General features: G+C 41.6%; 15 protein-coding genes. 12 read left to right on the top strand and 3 right to left on the bottom strand.

Going from position 1 to position 17157, the window contains the following annotated elements:
• Window positions 1-168: 168 nt before the first annotated feature.
• The 3 genes from PIECOFPK_RS00220 (at window position 169) to PIECOFPK_RS00210 (ending at window position 3538) form a co-directional block, all read left to right on the top strand.
• A complete protein-coding gene (locus PIECOFPK_RS00220; RefSeq protein WP_409966227.1) occupies window positions 169-1257 on the top strand; it encodes an Ldh family oxidoreductase in 1089 nt (362 codons plus the stop codon).
• A gap of 161 nt (window positions 1258-1418) precedes the next feature.
• Window positions 1419-2741, top strand: coding sequence for an aspartate kinase (locus PIECOFPK_RS00215; RefSeq protein ID WP_409966226.1), 1323 nt, complete (start codon window positions 1419-1421; stop codon window positions 2739-2741).
• A 137-nt stretch (window positions 2742-2878) separates the two neighbouring features.
• The gene (locus PIECOFPK_RS00210; protein ID WP_409966225.1) at window positions 2879-3538 is read left to right on the top strand and encodes an alpha/beta fold hydrolase; all 660 of its coding nucleotides are present in this window, start codon (window positions 2879-2881) and stop codon (window positions 3536-3538) included.
• Here PIECOFPK_RS00210 and PIECOFPK_RS00205 read toward each other — a convergent pair.
• Together PIECOFPK_RS00205 and mqnE are read right to left on the bottom strand one after the other, a co-directional pair.
• A complete protein-coding gene (locus PIECOFPK_RS00205; protein WP_330974942.1) occupies window positions 3535-3963 on the bottom strand; it encodes a CBS domain-containing protein in 429 nt (142 codons plus the stop codon). The two genes, PIECOFPK_RS00210 and PIECOFPK_RS00205, sit on opposite strands and share 4 nt — an antisense overlap.
• Window positions 3964-4030: 67 nt before the next feature.
• Window positions 4031-5185, bottom strand: coding sequence for an aminofutalosine synthase MqnE (gene mqnE / locus PIECOFPK_RS00200; RefSeq protein ID WP_409966224.1), 1155 nt, complete (start codon window positions 5183-5185; stop codon window positions 4031-4033).
• Between the two features lie 288 nt (window positions 5186-5473).
• Between mqnE and PIECOFPK_RS00195 the strand changes: the two genes are divergently transcribed.
• Window positions 5474-6718 (top strand): nucleoside permease, encoded by a 1245-nt coding sequence (locus PIECOFPK_RS00195; protein WP_409966223.1) that lies wholly within the window; start codon window positions 5474-5476, stop codon window positions 6716-6718.
• A gap of 132 nt (window positions 6719-6850) precedes the next feature.
• The gene (gene trxA / locus PIECOFPK_RS00190) at window positions 6851-7171 is read left to right on the top strand and encodes a thioredoxin (protein ID WP_330974939.1); all 321 of its coding nucleotides are present in this window, start codon (window positions 6851-6853) and stop codon (window positions 7169-7171) included.
• A 113-nt stretch (window positions 7172-7284) separates the two neighbouring features.
• Here the strand turns inward: trxA and PIECOFPK_RS00185 are convergent, their stop codons facing one another.
• Window positions 7285-8520, bottom strand: coding sequence for an S-adenosylmethionine:tRNA ribosyltransferase-isomerase (locus tag PIECOFPK_RS00185; RefSeq protein ID WP_409966222.1), 1236 nt, complete (start codon window positions 8518-8520; stop codon window positions 7285-7287).
• Window positions 8521-8841: 321 nt separating this feature from the next.
• Between PIECOFPK_RS00185 and mraZ the strand changes: the two genes are divergently transcribed.
• From mraZ to murD, 7 genes are all read left to right on the top strand, one after another.
• The gene (gene mraZ / locus PIECOFPK_RS00180; protein WP_330974937.1) at window positions 8842-9291 is read left to right on the top strand and encodes a division/cell wall cluster transcriptional repressor MraZ; all 450 of its coding nucleotides are present in this window, start codon (window positions 8842-8844) and stop codon (window positions 9289-9291) included.
• A 37-nt stretch (window positions 9292-9328) separates the two neighbouring features.
• A complete protein-coding gene (gene rsmH, locus PIECOFPK_RS00175; RefSeq protein ID WP_330974936.1) occupies window positions 9329-10306 on the top strand; it encodes a 16S rRNA (cytosine(1402)-N(4))-methyltransferase RsmH in 978 nt (325 codons plus the stop codon).
• Between the two features lie 28 nt (window positions 10307-10334).
• Window positions 10335-10679 carry an FtsL-like putative cell division protein gene (locus PIECOFPK_RS00170; RefSeq protein ID WP_330974935.1) on the top strand — a complete coding sequence of 115 codons (345 nt, stop codon included), beginning with the start codon at window positions 10335-10337 and terminating at the stop codon, window positions 10677-10679.
• Between the two features lie 69 nt (window positions 10680-10748).
• Window positions 10749-12881, top strand: coding sequence for a penicillin-binding protein (locus PIECOFPK_RS00165; RefSeq protein WP_330974934.1), 2133 nt, complete (start codon window positions 10749-10751; stop codon window positions 12879-12881).
• A 42-nt stretch (window positions 12882-12923) separates the two neighbouring features.
• Window positions 12924-14387 carry a UDP-N-acetylmuramoyl-L-alanyl-D-glutamate--2,6-diaminopimelate ligase gene (locus tag PIECOFPK_RS00160; RefSeq protein ID WP_330974933.1) on the top strand — a complete coding sequence of 488 codons (1464 nt, stop codon included), beginning with the start codon at window positions 12924-12926 and terminating at the stop codon, window positions 14385-14387.
• A gap of 74 nt (window positions 14388-14461) precedes the next feature.
• Complete coding sequence (gene mraY, locus PIECOFPK_RS00155) at window positions 14462-15733, top strand: phospho-N-acetylmuramoyl-pentapeptide-transferase (RefSeq protein ID WP_330974932.1); 1272 nt, start codon at window positions 14462-14464, stop codon at window positions 15731-15733.
• A gap of 3 nt (window positions 15734-15736) precedes the next feature.
• Window positions 15737-17125, top strand: a complete 1389-nt coding sequence (gene murD, locus PIECOFPK_RS00150; protein WP_330974931.1) for a UDP-N-acetylmuramoyl-L-alanine--D-glutamate ligase — start codon at window positions 15737-15739, stop codon at window positions 17123-17125.
• Window positions 17126-17157 lie beyond the last annotated feature (32 nt).

Here is a 17157-nt window from a genome sequence, read left to right as displayed (position 1 = left end):
TTGTTCCTATGATATTTCAGGTGCTAGGGCACCTGTATTGCACCTCGATGTCTCGTGCTAACCTTATGTTTACACCTTTTATTATTTTTTATAAACCTGCTAAGGGAGCTTCTATTCTATTATTTTACCCAGAAAGATTTCTAAGCATTTTATTGTTTCTTTGTTGGTATGAGTACGCAATTGTTTAGCTACGAGCGGCTGTTCGATTTTACACGTAAGGTTTTTGAAAGTATGGGTTGCCCGGAAGAGCAGGCAACGTCTGCCACGCAAGTATTACTATCGGCTGACCTTCGGGGGGTGGATTCGCATGGGGTGGCTCGTCTCAGTGGGTATGTGCGGTTGTGGGAAGCAAAAAGAGTTAATGCAACACCTGATATAAAAGTGATCCACGAAACGCCTTCCACTGCTGTGGTTGACGGCGACAGTGGCTTAGGATTAGTGGTGGCGCCTGTCGCTATGGATATTGCTATCCAAAAGGCAAAAGAAGTAGGTACCGGCTGGGTAAGTGTACAAAATAGTAACCACTACGGCATAGCTGCGGCCCATGCCATGAAAGCGTTGGAGCATGATATGATTGGTATTTCGATGACCAATGCCAGTCCGCTGGTGGCACCTACTTTTTCTACAGCCAAAATGTTAGGTACTAATCCTATCTGTGTAGCTGCTCCGGCAGGTTCGCAACCGCCGTTTGTAATGGATATGGCAACCACTACTGCGGCCAATGGTAAGCTTGAAATTTTGCAACGTAAAAACCAGGAAGCTCCCTTAGGTTGGGTACAGGATGCAGAAGGAAACCCTACCACCGACGCCAATATACTCAAAAAAGGAGGTGCTTTATTGCCTCTAGGCGGCGATAGGGAGCATGGCAGTCATAAAGGTTATGCATTGGGAGCCATGGTAGATATTTTCTCAGCTTTACTAAGTGGCGCCAATTATGCACCGTGGGTACCCCCATTTCCGGCCTATGTACCGATGCCCGCGCGTCAACCCGGTAAGGGGATAGGTCATTTTTTTGGGGCGATGCGGATTGATGCTTTTCGTTCGGTAGAGGAATATAAAAGGGATATGGATGACTGGATTAGCGGCTTCCGAAATGCGCGTACATTACCGGGGCATGAAAAAGTGCTCATTCCTGGAGATCCTGAAAGAGAAATGGAGGAGCTAAGAAAAAAAGAAGGCATTCCTTTGTTGGATGCGGTTGTAACGGACCTCAAGCAGCTCGCCGAACGTTTTGACCTATCATTGTCCACTGCTTAAAATATTCTGCATTACAGCAGTGTGTACACCTTTTGTCTTCCGACGGGCTACTGTTTAGGGCTACTTCAGCCCTAATTTCTCTACAATGTTTATAAACTATTGCAACGTATATTTGCAAGCCAATTTTAATTAGGAACACAAAACAACCACATCTTACGATCATGAAAGTAATGAAGTTTGGCGGTACAAGCGTGGGCAAGCCCGAGCGTATGAAACACATCGCATCGCTTTTGAATAAGCAGTCGGAGCCCGCTCTGGTGGTACTTTCCGCTTTGTCCGGTACTACTAATGCGCTTGTTACCATCGGCAATAATATAGCTGCAAATGACAGACATACGGCATTGCAGAATATTAACGCCTTACACGAGCACTATAAAACTTATATCAGGGAACTGCTTACTGATGAAAAGGCTTATGAGAAAGCAAAGAATATTGTTGAAGAGCATTTCGACTTCCTGCATATTATTTTAAAGATATCCTTCAGCGAAGCGTTGAATAAAGATATCTTGGCGCAAGGAGAGTTATTGTCGACCAAAATATTCTGCTGCTATCTGGACGAAATCGGCGAGTCTTACGCGTTGTTGCCGGCTTTGGAGTTTATGACTATTGATGAGAATGAAGAACCACAATTGGGTAGCATTCGCACTAGGTTATCGAATCTGCTGGAACAACATAAGGATAAACGCGTGCTCGTAACGCAGGGATATATCTGCAGAAATGCGAGAGGCGAGGTGGATAACCTCAAACGCGGTGGTAGCGACTATACCGCATCGCTGGTGGCTGCAGCTATTAACGCATCGGTATGTGAAATTTGGACCGATATAGACGGTATGCATAATAACGACCCGCGTATAGTAAACAAAACTTTTCCAATAGAGCAACTAAGCTTTGATGAGGCAGCTGAGCTGGCCTATTTCGGAGCCAAAATTTTGCACCCGGCATCCATATGGCCCGCCCAGCAATACAAGATTCCGGTAAAGTTGTTGAATACCATGCAGCCCGATGCTAAAGGCACATTGATAACTGGTGAGGCTGCTTCATCAGGTGTTAAGGCAGTGGCAGCTAAGGATAATATCTACGCCATTAAAATCAGAAGTGGTCGTATGTTGTTAGCATACGGATTTTTAAGAAAAGTGTTTGAGGTGTTTGAAAAATATAAAACACCTATAGACATGATTACGACTTCGGAGGTAGCAGTGTCCCTTACCATTGATAATGCTGAGCATCTGAAACATATCGTGAAAGAATTGGAAGCGTTGGGTACGGTAGAGGTGGACGAAAATCAAACGATCGTTTGCGTAGTGGGGCACAATATCAACGAAACCGAAGAAATTATCAAGAAGCTTTTCGGTTCTATCAAAAATATTCCAATCCGTATGGTATCGTATGGCGGAAGCCCCCACAACATTTCCCTACTGGTGGCTGCTGAATACAAAAACCAATTGTTGCAACAACTCAACAGAGGAATGTTTGGTTTAAGCTGATAAGAATTATTTTCACTTATATGGGAAAGCGAAGGAAATATGCCTTCGCTTTTTTCTTTTTAGATTTGTTGTAGACTGGCTATTATTTCTTGGATTTTATTTCCAATAAATGTGACATAATCGTGGAGCATCGGGGATTGCGAAAAATATATTGTATTCCGGGTTTTGGGGCGGATACCAGAATATTCCGAAACCTTACACTGCATAACGCGGAGCTCGTAGGTATTGAGTGGCCGGATCCATTATCTGGCGAAACTTATTCAGCTTATGTACAACGCATGGCTGCACATATTAAGGAGGAAGAGCCGGTAATTATCGGCGTGTCCTTTGGGGGCATGGTTGCATTGGAAATAGCCAGAACCCGAAGAGTAAAACAGGTAATACTCATCTCCAGCATTAAAACCACAGAAGAACTGCCACTTATATGGCGTTGGGCAGGTCGACTCCGACTTAACAGGGTGCTTCCCTTAAATCGCTTGCGTGAGAGTGAAGTATTATATAAACTTGCTAATAAACGATTAGGTGCATTCGCGCCTCAGGAGCAGCAACTGGCTAATCATTATCGACGTCACATGCGTATAAATTATGTGAAATGGGCACTAGAACAGGTGCTGCATTGGAAAAACGAGTATGTTCCGGAAAATATCATTCACATACATGGTAGCGACGATCAAATTTTCCCGGTAAAAACGTCACATCCTACACATATTATCGAGGGTGGTACTCATATGATAGTACTGAATCGTGCAGCGGAAGTGAGTACTATTATTAATGACGCACTTCAAAAGCTGCACTAGCCGTGGATGTAGCTTTGCAGATGATGAATGGTTTCTTTCTGTTGTAATATAGTTTCAGTAACTACATCGCTGATAGAAATAACCCCCGATAATTTATCTCCTTCGAATACGGGTAGATAGCGAATATTTTTATCAGACATGAGCTGCATGCAGCGTTCTACGCTGTCATGGGGACTTACAGTAGGTAAATCTGTAGACATGATTTCCCCCACTGTTGTGTTTTCGGAATGTTTACCCTGCAGAATCACTTTGCGGGAGTAGTCTCGTTCGGTAAGAATGCCGGCATATTTTTCTCCATCCATAACTACCAATGAACCGATATTTTTTTCGGCCATTATTTTAAGGGCATCATACACGGTAGTATGGGTTTGCACGGAAATGATATCGCTACCTTTTCTGGCAAGAATCGAGGATACTTTACTCATGGCCTGGCATTTTTGTATTAGCAATATAACAAAAATGCCGCTAAATGGCAAATTTGAAATACTCTTGTCAATTTAAGGATGCAATATTCACTTCGACGGCAGAGGCTTCACCATAGTCTTTGATAATGTTGTAAAGGGTACCACGTTCTACCGGACGTCTTTTAGCTTGTTTTATAAGATTTACAAGTTCCTCGGTGGTCATGGAAGGATTTTGTTCTTCGGCGCCCGCCATAGAGTAAATCTTAGTAGTGTCATCGATAGTTCCATCGATATCATTTACACCGAAGGAGAGTGACAATTGAGCATTTTGACGTCCCAACATGGGCCAGTAGGCCTTGATATGCGGGAAGTTGTCCAAATAAATACGAGCAATGGCATACATCCTCATATCTTCAATCAGAGAGGTTTCGGGTACATGGCTCATGTCGTTGTCCTTATTGCGGAATTTTAGCGGGATGAACGTATTAAAGCCGCCGGTTTTATCTTGTAATTCGCGCAGCTGACGCATGTGATCGATACGGTGTTCAAATTTTTCGATATGACCAAACAGCATAGTGGCATTGGTTTGCATACCCAGTTCGTGTGCTGTTTGATGAATATGTAGCCAGCCTTGACCATCTACCTTATCGGCACAAATCTGTTTGCGGATTTCCGGAGCAAAAATCTCAGCTCCACCACCCGGCAGGCTTTCCAGTCCTGCTTCTTTAAGATATTCCAATCCTTCTCGAACTGTTTTTTTAGCCTTGCGGAACATATAATCCAGCTCTACAGCGGTAAACCCTTTAATATGCAGGTCCGGACGGTGCGCCTTGATTTTTCTTAGTAATTCAGCAAAAAACTCCAAATTCATTTTAGGGTGCACGCCACCTACGATATGTACTTCCGTCACCGGTTCGTTGTCGTATTTGCGAACAATGTCCATCATTTGCTCCAGCGACAGCTCCCAAGCCTCATCGCGGTGTGCATACAAACGGCTATAGCTACAGAAATGACAGGAATATACACAAGCATTAGTAGGCTCAATATGGAAGTTTCTATTAAAATAGGTGATATTGCCATGCTTTTGTTCTCTGATATAATTGGCCAGTGCTCCTACAAAAGCTAAGCTACCGTGCTCGAACAGATAAAGTCCTTCTTCATCACTAATTCTTTGTCCGTTATATACTTTGTCTGCTATTTTCTGTAACTGACTATCGGCGACGGGTAAGGTTTGTATACTCATTAGAATCAATTAATGCTACAAAGATATAACGGATGATAAGTTTATAGGTTTAAAATTTCATGATTGAACTCATATTTCCTCGGAGATCCTTACCTGGAGCTGAATTGAGCAGATACTCTTCTGGTGAGGTATGTTTTAAAAATTTATATTCACGTTGAAATATATTAGTTTGTTCACAATTTTTATTTAGATTCGTTGGGCTGCTATATTATTGTACTGCCAGATGCGAGGGGGCAATGACGTACTTCATATCCACACTGGTTGTACTAAATAAGTAAAATCATCCGTATGTCCATTAAGTTTAGATTGACTATCATTAACTTCCTTCAGTTTTTTATCTGGGGAGCCTATCTTACTTCTATCGGAGGTTACATGTATGCTACTTTGCATTTTCAGGGGGAGGAGATTGGTACGGTGTTTCTGACCCTAGGTATTGCTTCTATTTTCATGCCACCTCTGCTAGGAATTGTAAGTGATAAATGGATCAATGCCGAAAGACTGCTGGGTATTATGCATCTGGTGGGGGCAGCAGCATTATATTATGCTTCTACCGTAACTACACCCACCACCATGTTCTGGGCTATGTTATTGGTGTGTGCAGCTTATATGCCTACCATTTCGCTGAATAATACGGTGTCTTACTATGTGCTGAAGAGCCATGGAATGGAACCGCAAAAAGATTTTCCTCCCATAAGAGTGTGGGGAACCATAGGATTTATTGCGGCTATGTGGCTAACCGATTTATTTCATCTGACACTGACCAAAGGACAGCTACTTTTTGCCTGCGGCAGTTCGATTATTACAGGGCTTTATTGTTTTACACTCCCATATTGTAAGCCGGCTAATACCAAGTCTTCTTCACTGGCCGAGGCTTTCGGGTTGGATGCCCTCAAATTGTTCGGGATTACCAAAATGGCCATTTTCTTTATTTTCTCTATGTTCCTAGGTGCAGCTCTGCAAATCACCAATCAGTGGGGCGTGCCTTTTATCGACCATTTTAAATCTGACCCCGCATATGCGGATACGATTGGGGTGAAATACCCAAATATCTTGGTATCCATCTCTCAAATATCCGAAACCGTGTTTATTGTAACCATTCCTTTTTTCTTAAGACGCTATGGTATTAAAACGGTGATGTTGATGAGTATGGTGGCTTGGTGTCTGCGTTTCGGGCTTTTCGGCATCGGTAATCCAGGTAGCGGACTGATATTCCTGATTTTGTCTATGATAGTTTATGGAATGGCTTTTGACTTTTTCAATATCTCCGGTTCTTTGTTTATCGAAAAAGAAGCACCATCTAATATTAGGGGAAGCGCACAGGGACTATTTATGATGATGACTAATGGAATAGGCGCCATGATAGGTAGCTACGGCAGTGGTTGGATGGTGCAACATTATACAATAGATGGTGTAACCGACTGGCCTTCGGTATGGTTCATCTTCAGCGCTTACGCATTGACCATCGCAGTGCTTTTTGCTCTGATTTTCAAATATCGGCACCAACCGGAGTCTTTTCAGACCGTATCCCATTAAATACCGAGAGGTGGAAAGCGAGGAATTGACATTTTCTTCACAACAAATTGGAGCATTTGCTGTTATTCTTTTGTGCACTTAACTTTGACAGGGTTTTTTAAAACGAATTATCAACTTTAAACTATCTTAATAATGGCAAAAGAATTTACAGATGCTAACTTCCAGACAGAGGTACTGGACTCAGATAAACTGACAGTGGTAGACTTCTGGGCCGAGTGGTGTGGTCCTTGCCGCGCTATTGGTCCTGTTATTGAAGAGCTTGCAAAAGAATACGAAGGCAAAGTGAACATCGGAAAAGTAAATGTGGATGTGAATCCGCAGGTTTCGATGAATTACGGTATTACCTCTATTCCTGCTATTTTGTTTATCAAAAACGGACAGGTAGTGGATAAACTGGTAGGGGCTCAACCTAAGAGCAATTTTGTAAAGAAAATTGAGTCGCTGCTGAACTAGGAAAGTTTTTAAGGTTTTGGGTGTGGAATCTGGATTGGTTCCATATAAAATTTAACCCTCATGGAGTGTTTCTTCATGAGGGTTTTTTCTTTGAGTGAAAGTTTTTGGCATTCTTAATTATTTTTATAACGCCACAATAGATTTCCGTCGCCATAACTTAAAAAACGGAAGTTGTGTTGCAAGGCATAGTCATATACTTTCTTCCAGTCATTGCCGATAAAAGCAGCCACTAATAATAATAATGTAGAAGCCGGCTGGTGAAAATTGGTAACCAATCCTTCCACTACTTTAAAATTATACCCTGGAGCAATGATGATTTGTGTTTTAGCAAGCAGCCGGTCACGATTGTTTTTTTGCATATAGTGTAATAGTGCTTCCAATGCCTCCCCAAGTGTGGGCTGATGCTGTATTTCGTAACACTCCCACTGTGTTAGTATCGGTAGCTGATTATCGAATATATTGGGATGGTGAAGCAGCTTTGTTCCTAGCCAATAGAGACTTTCCAATGTACGCATGGAAGTGGTCCCTACGGCTACTATAGGCGCCTCCCGATGCTGCATTAAGCTTGAGATCAGCGATTGCTTCACTTCAATCCATTCATAATGCATTTCATGGTTTTCCATGATATCGGCTTTTACCGGTTTGAAAGTACCGACACCTACATGCAGGGTGACAAAGTCCGTTTGTATGTTTCTATCTGCCAAATGGTTTAGTATGTTCTCAGTAAAATGCAGTCCCGCGGTGGGCGCTGCTACGGAACCCTCATGTTGTGCAAAAACGGTCTGATAGCGGGTTTTATCGGCTCGTTCATCGGCTCTCTTGATATAAGGGGGCAGTGGAACATGACCAGCGTAGTGTAATACCTCAGCAAAACTAACCGGACAATCCCATCTTAGCTCAATTACAAAGCAGTCGGTACGTTTTTCAATATATGAAGCTTCGAGAAGGAAATTTTTACCACCTATCTGTAAGGGGAGGGATAAAATCATTCCCGGCTTCCACTTCGATGCACCGCCAATAAGACACAACCATTGCACTTTCCCTACCTGATTCATAGCTGTGGTGATATCGGGGTAGCTTTCGTGCGGTTCCAAACAAAAGATTTCGATGACACCCCCTGTCGGCTTTTGAAATAGCAGCCGCGCTTCCACAACTTTGGTATTATTAAAAATCATTAGTGAGCCAGAAGGGATTTGCTCCGCAATGTTTTTATAGGTACTTTCTTGGATATTTCCATCTCTGTAAATCAATAGCTTAGATTCGTCTCTATGAGCCAATGGGTGAAACGCTATTTTCTCCTCGGGTAGATTATAGGTAAAATCTTTTATGGAGAGCAACTTGGGATGCATGTAGAAATATTTAGGTAACGGCAGTTTTTATATACTCACAATAAATGCGACAAATTTCTGGGTTTTTGCACAGGATATCACATTTTTTCCTGTTTTATTCACAGGAAATAATAGTAATACACCTTTTGTGCACAGTAATCCACAGTATATTAACATTCATTTTTAAGATAATTCTTATGGATGCTGTAAAGTCCTTGTCCTATAAGGCTTTGAGCGGGTTTTCATTTGTGGATAAATCAAAAAGGGTAAAATTTGGTCAATAAGTGGGAAAAAGTGTTATTTTGTGTTAAATTAGTAGTATTAATACTATAAAATCTATTTATGACCGGTTTCCTAGGAGAATTTGAGGCTACAGTGGATGCGAAAGGCCGCTTCCTTTTACCGGCTGGTTTTAAAAAACAGCTGGTAGAGGGGGATACCGAGCGTTTTGTCATAAATAGAGGGTTTGAAAAATGTTTAAGTCTGTATCCAATAAGTTCCTGGGAGCCCATTGCTGAAAAAATTAATGCTTTAAATGATTTTGATCCGAAGGTAAGGCAGTTTAAGCGGTATTTCTTAAATGGTGCTACGCTAGTAGAGCCGGATAGTGCCGGAAGAATATTATTGCCTGCTACACTGAAGGAATATGCGGGTATCCAAAAAGACATCGTGCTGGTGCCTGCCGGCAATAAAATGGAAATCTGGGATAAAGTAAAATATAAAGAGTTCTTTGATGCGTTTTCACCGGAGTCGTTCAGTGATCTGGCTAGCCAGGTAATGACAGGCGGTTGATTGTGATGCCAATTTTTCAAGGTTAAAAGGATAAAAGTTGAAAAGTAAAAAAAATAAAAAGGAATCTGTATCAAAACAAGATTTCTTATCGGCTTCTCAACATGGTGATGTGGCAAATGGATATCATACTCCTGTATTACTGAATGAGACTATAGAAGGGTTGCATATAAAACCGGATGGAGTGTATGTAGACTGTACGTTTGGTGGGGGTGGTCATTCGGCTGCTATTTTAGCTAGGTTGAATGAGCATGGACGATTGTATGCTTTTGATCAGGATGCTGATGCACTTAAAAATGTTCCGGATGATCCGCGGGTAATTTTTATTCAGCAAAACTTCAGGTATATCCAGCGCTTTCTACGCCTTCATAATGTAGAGCAAGTGGATGGAATTTTGGCTGATTTGGGTGTGAGTAGTCATCAGTTCGATGAAGCTGATCGTGGATTCAGTATCCGGTTTAATGCAGAGTTGGATATGCGGATGGATAGAAGGCTGCCTGTTACGGCATTCGACATTTTGCAGAAGTATACGGAGGCGGAGTTGCATAAGTTGTTCGAGCGATATGGTGAAGTGACCAATGCGAAAACGCTGGCTAAAAAGATTGTAACGATCAGAGATGTTGTGTCGCTTAAAACAGTTGAAGGTTTTAAGAATGCGCTCCGGGATGTGGTAAAGGGTAATCCTAATAAATATTTCGCGCAGGTGTTTCAGGCATTGCGTATTGAGGTGAATGAAGAGATGGTGGTGTTGCAGGAAATGTTGGAGCAATCGGTAGGCCTTCTTCGAAAAGGCGGGCGCATTGCGGTAATTACTTTTCATTCGGTTGAAGATAGATTGGTAAAACGATTTTTGAAAGAAGGGACATTTGAGGAGCGGGAAGAGCATCCATTTGAAACCGTAAAACGAGAAAAGGTTTTTCAGGTAATAACTAAAAAACCGATTGTGGCTACGGACGAGGAGTTGAGGCGTAATCCTCGCTCCAGAAGTGCTAAGCTGAGGGTTGCAGAGCGATTGTAAATAGAAAATATCCTATCAAAAAATAAACATGTCGGGAAAAAAAGAAATAAAGGTGAGATTGGATTGGAAGAAATGGCTGAACTATCAGTCGATAGTGAAGCAAGTGCCGTTTCTTTTCTTTCTGGCATTCCTAGCTGTGCTCTATATCTATAATGGTCATATGGCCGACAAAACGGTGCGAAAGATAAATGCCACTGCAAAAGAAGTAAAGGAGCTGCAGTGGGAATATAAAAGCCTTAAGAGTGAGGTGATGTTTCGCAGTAAGCCGAGCCAGTTATCAAAGGCCTTGCAGCCGCTGGGCTTAAGCGAGCTAAATGAAACTCCCTACGTGTTGAAGGATTCTCTTGAAAGTTACGTAGTGGATGTTCATTGATTTTGTCGGGTAGTAATAAGTGGTTATTGTTAAATCATTCTTCAATTCGGGGAGAGGGTAGAACAGAATATGGAGATTAAGAAAGACATATTGTGGCGGGTGTATCTGTGCTTTATAGGCATAGTGGTTTTCTCTGTCTTCATTCTGGCAAAGGCTATAGTGATTCAGCGTTTTCAGGGTGATCACTGGCGTAGTATGGGCGATAGCATGCATCAACGTATAGTGGAAATTGCGGCAGATCGCGGAACAATATTTAGTGAAGATGGACAAATGCTGAGTACTTCCTTGCCTCAGTTTAACGTATATATGGATTTTATGGCTGATGGGTTGCGCGAGAAAGATGGAAAGATTTATAAGGAGCATATCGATTCTTTCGCTATCGCCATGGCCAATCACTTTAAGGATAAAACTGCAGAACAGTACAGAAAAGATTTTGATAAGGCATATAAGAAAGGGAATCGCTATTATCCTTTAAAAAAGAGAATTTCGTTTGAGGATTATAAAGCATTGCGCGAGTTTCCGCTGGTACGTTTAGGAAAAAATAAAAGTGGAATTATCATCGAGCAGTCGAGTAAGCGCGTAGCACCTTTTGGATTGTTGGCTAATAGAACTATCGGGTTGAGTCGTGAGTATATCAATAGTGAAGGTAAGGTGAAGAAGATGAATGTGGGACTGGAGATGAGCTATGATAGTTTGTTAACCGGGCAAAATGGTAAAAGGCTTGTTCGGTTTATTGCCGGTGGCGCCGTACCGGTGGAGGGTTTCCAGGTAGAGCCTGAAGATGGTAAGGATATCTACACTACTCTAGATGTAAACATGCAGGATATTACAGAGATGGCTCTGTTGCGCATGTTGCAAGCTGTAAAAGCAGAGTATGGAACGGCTATCGTGATGGAGACAAAAACCGGTAAGATTAAGGCGATTGCCAATCTGGGTAGAAATCCTAACGATACTACCTATTGGGAAAATGATAACTACGCGTTGCGTGTAACTGAACCGGGATCAACGATTAAGATTGTAAGTTTTTTGGCTTCTATAGATAAAGGGGCAGTAAAGCCTGGAGATCTTTTCGAAGTTGGCAGTACCGGTCGCATGCAGGTAGGGCCCCGTCCGATTACCGATGCGCACAGAATGCCCAAGCCTGTAATGACTATAGAGGAATGTATAGCGCATAGCTCTAATGTAGGAATGGGTAAGGTAGCACTGAAAGCATTCGGAAAAGATCCTACAGAGTATAGAAGGTATCTGGATAAATATCATCTGACAACTAAATCGCCCATTGATCTGGCCGCCGTTCCAAAGCCTTATGTGGCACCATTGGAAGTTAACGCCGGAGGGGTGATGAACCTTGTAACTATGGCTTTTGGGTATGCCATTAATGTAAGTCCCATACAGCTGTTGACTCTGTACAATGCAATTGCCAATAACGGCACCATGATGAAGCCTTATCTGGTGAATAGCATTCGAAATAAAGGTGTTGTTGTAAAAGAGTTTCAACCTACTATATTGGAGCGCCAGATTTGTAAACCGGGGACGATAGAGGCTGCTAAAAAGGCGCTGGAGATGGTGGTAACAGAGGGGTCTGGAAAAAATGTATTCAAAGATCTGCCTTTTAAGGTGGCAGGTAAAACTGGTACTGCACAAGTGGCCGATAAAGGAATAGGGTATGCACACAGGATTTATCAGGCCTCATTTGCTGGATATTTTCCTGCCGATAATCCGCAGTATTCCTGTATTGTAGTAATACGTACCAGAGCCGGTTCGGGTTTGTATTATGGTGGGCAATTAGCAGCTCCGGTGTTTAAGGAAATAGCGACCAAGATTTATTCAATGTATGTCGATCGCAAAACTCCTAAAGATTATGAAGGGGATGTGGATAGTGGTCATTATTTCTATGCCGGAAGTACGCAGAATATTAAGAGTGTGCTCAAGTATTTAAATCTGTCCTTTGTGGACTCCATTCAGCAAAACGATTGGGCTACGATGTATGCTGACGATTATCAGCGTATTGTAAGAAAAAATGTAGTGAAAGATCAGCTTATGCCTAATGTGAAGGGAATGACTTTGCGAGATGCGATTAAGTTGCTTGAACAAATGGGACTTCAGGTGAATGTCAAGGGAAGTGGAAAAGTTACAATGCAATCTATTGAGCCTGGTGTTCCTATTAAAAAAGGTCAGGTGGTATCATTAAGCTTAGCCTGATGAAAAGAAGTAAATAAAAATAAATATACAAATACTCATTAAGTGCTATTACAGGATGTTCTATACAAGGTGCGATTGCAGGCAGTAATCGGAAGTACAGAAGTAGAAGTGAAAGGTATTTGTATAGACTCTCGTAAAGTACAGGCCGGATGTGTGTTTATAGCGGTGAAGGGTACAGCGGTGGATGGCCATCAGTTCATTGATAAGGCTATTGAGAGCGGTGCTATTGCGATAGTTTGTGAGCAAATGCCTGCCATAGTTAAGGAAGGGATTACCTGGGTGCAGGTAGAAAATAGTGCAGCAGCAGCCGGAGTGATGGCTCATAACTTTTATGGCTCACCATCTCAGAAGCTAAAACTTGTAGGTGTGACAGGAACCAATGGGAAAACAACAATTGCTACGTTATTGTATCAGTTGTTCTCTTCATTGGGATATAAGTGCGGCCTTATTAGTACAGTGCAGAATTGTATTGGAGATAAGGTGTTAGAGTCGACGCATACTACACCCGATGCCATAAGCTTGAATGCATTACTTGCTGAAATGGTAGATGCTTCCTGCTCTTATGCTTTTATGGAAGTAAGCTCTCATGCCATTCATCAGCATAGAATTGAGGGATTGGAATATGCAGGAGGAATATTCAGCAATATCACTCATGATCACTTGGATTATCACAAAGATTTTGCTGAATACATCAATGTAAAAAAGCAGTTCTTTGACTCCTTGCCTAAAGAAGCTTTTGCCATTACTAATGTGGATGATAAACGGGGCAGGGTAATGGTGCAGAATACAAGAGCAGCCATAAAAACGTATTCCTTAAAGTCTATTAGCGACTTTAAAGGGCGAATTCTAGATAATAATATACTGGGGCTGCACCTTGATGTGGATGGGAAAGAAGTGCACTTTAGGTTAATAGGAGAGTTTAATGCCTATAATCTGCTCGCTGTATATGGCGCAGCTATTTGTCTAGGAGCAGATAAAGAAGAGGTGTTACAACATTTAAGTGTGCTACCTGGCGCGCCAGGGAGATTCGATTACATTATATCGAATAAAGAAAGAGTGATTGGAATTGTGGATTATGCTCATACTCCCGACGCTTTATTAAACGTATTGGCTACTATAAAAAAGCTTCGCAAAGGTTTTGAACAAATCATTACGGTAGTGGGGTGCGGAGGAAATAGAGATAAGGCCAAACGGCCAATAATGGCAGAAGTAGCAGTAGAGCATAGTGATAAAGTTGTATTTACTAGCGATAATCCGCGATTTGAAGATGCTGCAGCAATTATTAAAGAGATGGAAGCAGGAGTGCCGGCCGCCGCACGAAGAAAATATATAGCTATTACCGATCGCAAAGAAGCGATTAAAACAGCTGTAGCCTTGGCAAATAAAGAAGATATCATATTAATAGCCGGTAAAGGGCATGAAAGTTATCAGGAAATCAACGGTGTGAGAAATCACTTTGACGATAAAGAAGTACTGAGCGAAATGTTCGGATTGTTGGACAAATAATATATAGACAAATACAGGAAATGAATAAGGAATGGCCTTTGCAATTTCCGGTTTCATAAAACATCAACGTAATTATGTTATATCATTTATTCGAATGGTTTAAACAGCAGGGTATCAGCTTTCCGGGAAGGAATCTTATGGAGTTCCAGACCTTCAGAATTATGATGGCTGTGCTGCTGGCTTTAATTATTACGTTGGTGTATGGCAAGAAACTGATCAATTTATTGAGGAGAAAGCAGGTGGGTGAAACAGTGCGTGATTTGGGGCTTGCGGGAGAAGAAGCCAAGAAGGGAACTCCCACTATGGGCGGCATCATCATCATTTTGGGGATTATTGTTCCCACTTTATTGTTTGCCCGCTTGAATACAGTGTATGTAATTCTGATGTTAGTAGCAACTGTGTGGTTGGGTATAATAGGATTTATCGATGATTATCTGAAATTAAGAGCAAAGCGCATTGCTCAGCAGCAAGGTATTGCTTACAAAAAAGGAGATAAGGACGGACTGGCAGGATGGTTTAAGATATTAGGACAGGTGGGTATTGGTATCCTCGTAGGTTCGGTATTGTACTTTAATAGTAATGTAAAAATCTGGAGAGAGTATACCGGTAACCCTGCACGACCTGAAGTGATTACAAAAGTAGTGAATGGCACCCCAAAGTATTTTGTAGAATCTAAAGAGCCGATTACTACCATTCCTTTTGTAAAGAGTCACGAGTTTAACTACTCTATTCTATTGCCGGGGGTATTGAAAAAGTATACATGGATATTGTATATACTCATTGTAACATTTATCATCATTGCCGTTTCGAACGGAGCAAATATCACAGACGGGCTAGATGGCTTGGCTTCCGGTACATCGGCCTTAATAGGTGTGATGCTCGGCGTCTTTGCTTACGCTAGTGGAAATTTTGTGGTAGCCGATTATCTAAACATTATGTATATACCCAACTTAGGTGAGCTGTCTATTTTCCTTGCGGCAATGATTGGTGCCTGTGTGGGTTTTATGTGGTATAATTCTTATCCGGCGCAGGTTTTTATGGGCGATACGGGAAGTCTGACACTTGGAGGTATTATTGCGGCCATTGCCATCATTGTACATAAAGAATTGTTGATACCAATTTTCTGTGGTGTGTTTTTGGTGGAGAATCTGAGTGTGATGTTACAGGTGGGGTATTTCAAATACACGAAAAAGAAATATGGAGAAGGACGAAGAATATTTTTAATGAGTCCTTTACATCATCACTTTCAAAAGAAAGGATATCATGAGGCAAAGATTGTTACTAGATTTTGGATTGTGCAAGTGTTGTTAGTGGTGATATGTATTGTGACATTAAAATTAAGATAATAAGTGAGCGCTAGTTCGGATAAGCATATGACTCTTGCTGGTGAAAGCGACCGGGCTCCTGTATCACTCGTGATTTTGGGAGGAGGAGAAAGTGGAGTAGGGGCTGCATTGCTGGGTAAGAAAAAGGGATGCAAGGTTTTTGTATCAGATGCTGGTTCTTTGAAAGATGTATATCGTAAGGAATTGGATGCTGCCGGTATTGAATGGGAAGAAGGTGGGCATGATGAGACAAGAATTCTAAGTGCAGACGAGGTGGTAAAAAGTCCCGGTATCCCAGAAAAAAATGAGTTGATCAAAAAGATTCGTGCGAAAGGAATACCTGTCATCAGCGAGATCGAGCTGGCATACAGGTATAAAGGCGATAGCAAGATTATCGCTATTACGGGAAGTAACGGAAAAACAACTACCACATCACTCATTTACCACATTTTAAAAACAGCAGCAGTAGATGCCGCCCTAGTAGGTAATATTGGTGATTCATTTGCCAAATGTGTGGCCGAAGATCCCAAGCCGGTATATGTAGTAGAGGTGAGTAGTTTTCAGCTGGATGATATTCAGAGCTTCAGACCTGATATAGCCGTGCTTACCAATATTACGGAAGATCATCTAGATCGTTACGATTACAATTTCGAAAATTATATCAGAAGCAAGTTTAGGATCACAGAGAATCAGCGAGCCGAAGATTATTTTATATACAATGCGGATGATAAAATAACCACCCAGTATATCGATCAATTTAAAATTAACTCTAAACAACTATCATTTAGTATGGAACAGGAAAAAGGTGCAGCTTTTATCAAGGACGGCGACATGTATGTTAGAACCGGGGATGATTTTATGACAATGAGCGTGTACGATTTCACGCTAAAAGGAAAACACAATCAATACAACACTATGGCAGGGAGCCTAGCTGCGGCTACAATGGAAATTCGTAAGGAGAAGATTCGCGAGGCTGTGCAAACATTCCAGAATCTAGAGCATCGAATGGAGCACGTGGCAACTATTAGAGGTGTAGAATTTATCAACGATAGTAAAGCAACCAACATTAATTCTACTTGGTTCGCTTTAGAAAGTATGGAAAAGCCCACTATTCTGATATTAGGTGGGGTGGATAAGGGAAATGATTATAATCTTCTGATGGATCTGGTTAAGGAAAAAGTAAAAGCAATTGTATGTCTGGGGCTGGATAATAAAAAAATACATGAAGCTTTTGAAGGGGTTGTTCCTGTAATTGTAGATACAACCAGTGCAGAAGATGCCGTAAAAACAGCGTTCAGCTATGCAGAAAAGGGAGATGTAGTGTTGCTGAGCCCAGGGTGTGCCAGTTTTGATCTCTTTAAGAATTATGAAGACAGAGGTACCCAATTTAAACGTGCAGTAATCGATTTGTAAAAAAAATTGAAACTGATAAATAGAATAACGAT

It is taken from the genome of Chitinophagaceae bacterium C216 (assembly GCA_028485475.2).
GTDB lineage: Bacteria > Bacteroidota > Bacteroidia > Chitinophagales > Chitinophagaceae > Niabella > Niabella composti.
The sequence above is the reverse complement of the archived record's forward strand: the minus strand, read 5'-3'. Positions and strand labels throughout refer to the sequence as shown.

What these genes read in the sequence shown, in the direction of transcription:
- mraZ (WP_330974937.1), top strand. Translation starts at nt 8,842, where the DNA reads ATGACCGGTTTCCTAGGAGAATTTGAGGCTACAGTGGATGCGAAAGGC.
- PIECOFPK_RS00220 (WP_409966227.1), top strand. Translation starts at nt 169, where the DNA reads ATGAGTACGCAATTGTTTAGCTACGAGCGGCTGTTCGATTTTACACGT.
- mraY (WP_330974932.1), top strand. Translation starts at nt 14,462, where the DNA reads ATGTTATATCATTTATTCGAATGGTTTAAACAGCAGGGTATCAGCTTT.
- PIECOFPK_RS00195 (WP_409966223.1), top strand. Translation starts at nt 5,474, where the DNA reads ATGTCCATTAAGTTTAGATTGACTATCATTAACTTCCTTCAGTTTTTT.
- trxA (WP_330974939.1), top strand. Translation starts at nt 6,851, where the DNA reads ATGGCAAAAGAATTTACAGATGCTAACTTCCAGACAGAGGTACTGGAC.
- mqnE (WP_409966224.1), bottom strand. Translation starts at nt 5,185, where the DNA reads ATGAGTATACAAACCTTACCCGTCGCCGATAGTCAGTTACAGAAAATA.
- PIECOFPK_RS00215 (WP_409966226.1), top strand. Translation starts at nt 1,419, where the DNA reads ATGAAAGTAATGAAGTTTGGCGGTACAAGCGTGGGCAAGCCCGAGCGT.
- PIECOFPK_RS00205 (WP_330974942.1), bottom strand. Translation starts at nt 3,963, where the DNA reads ATGAGTAAAGTATCCTCGATTCTTGCCAGAAAAGGTAGCGATATCATT.
- PIECOFPK_RS00170 (WP_330974935.1), top strand. Translation starts at nt 10,335, where the DNA reads ATGTCGGGAAAAAAAGAAATAAAGGTGAGATTGGATTGGAAGAAATGG.
- PIECOFPK_RS00165 (WP_330974934.1), top strand. Translation starts at nt 10,749, where the DNA reads ATGGAGATTAAGAAAGACATATTGTGGCGGGTGTATCTGTGCTTTATA.
- PIECOFPK_RS00185 (WP_409966222.1), bottom strand. Translation starts at nt 8,520, where the DNA reads ATGCATCCCAAGTTGCTCTCCATAAAAGATTTTACCTATAATCTACCC.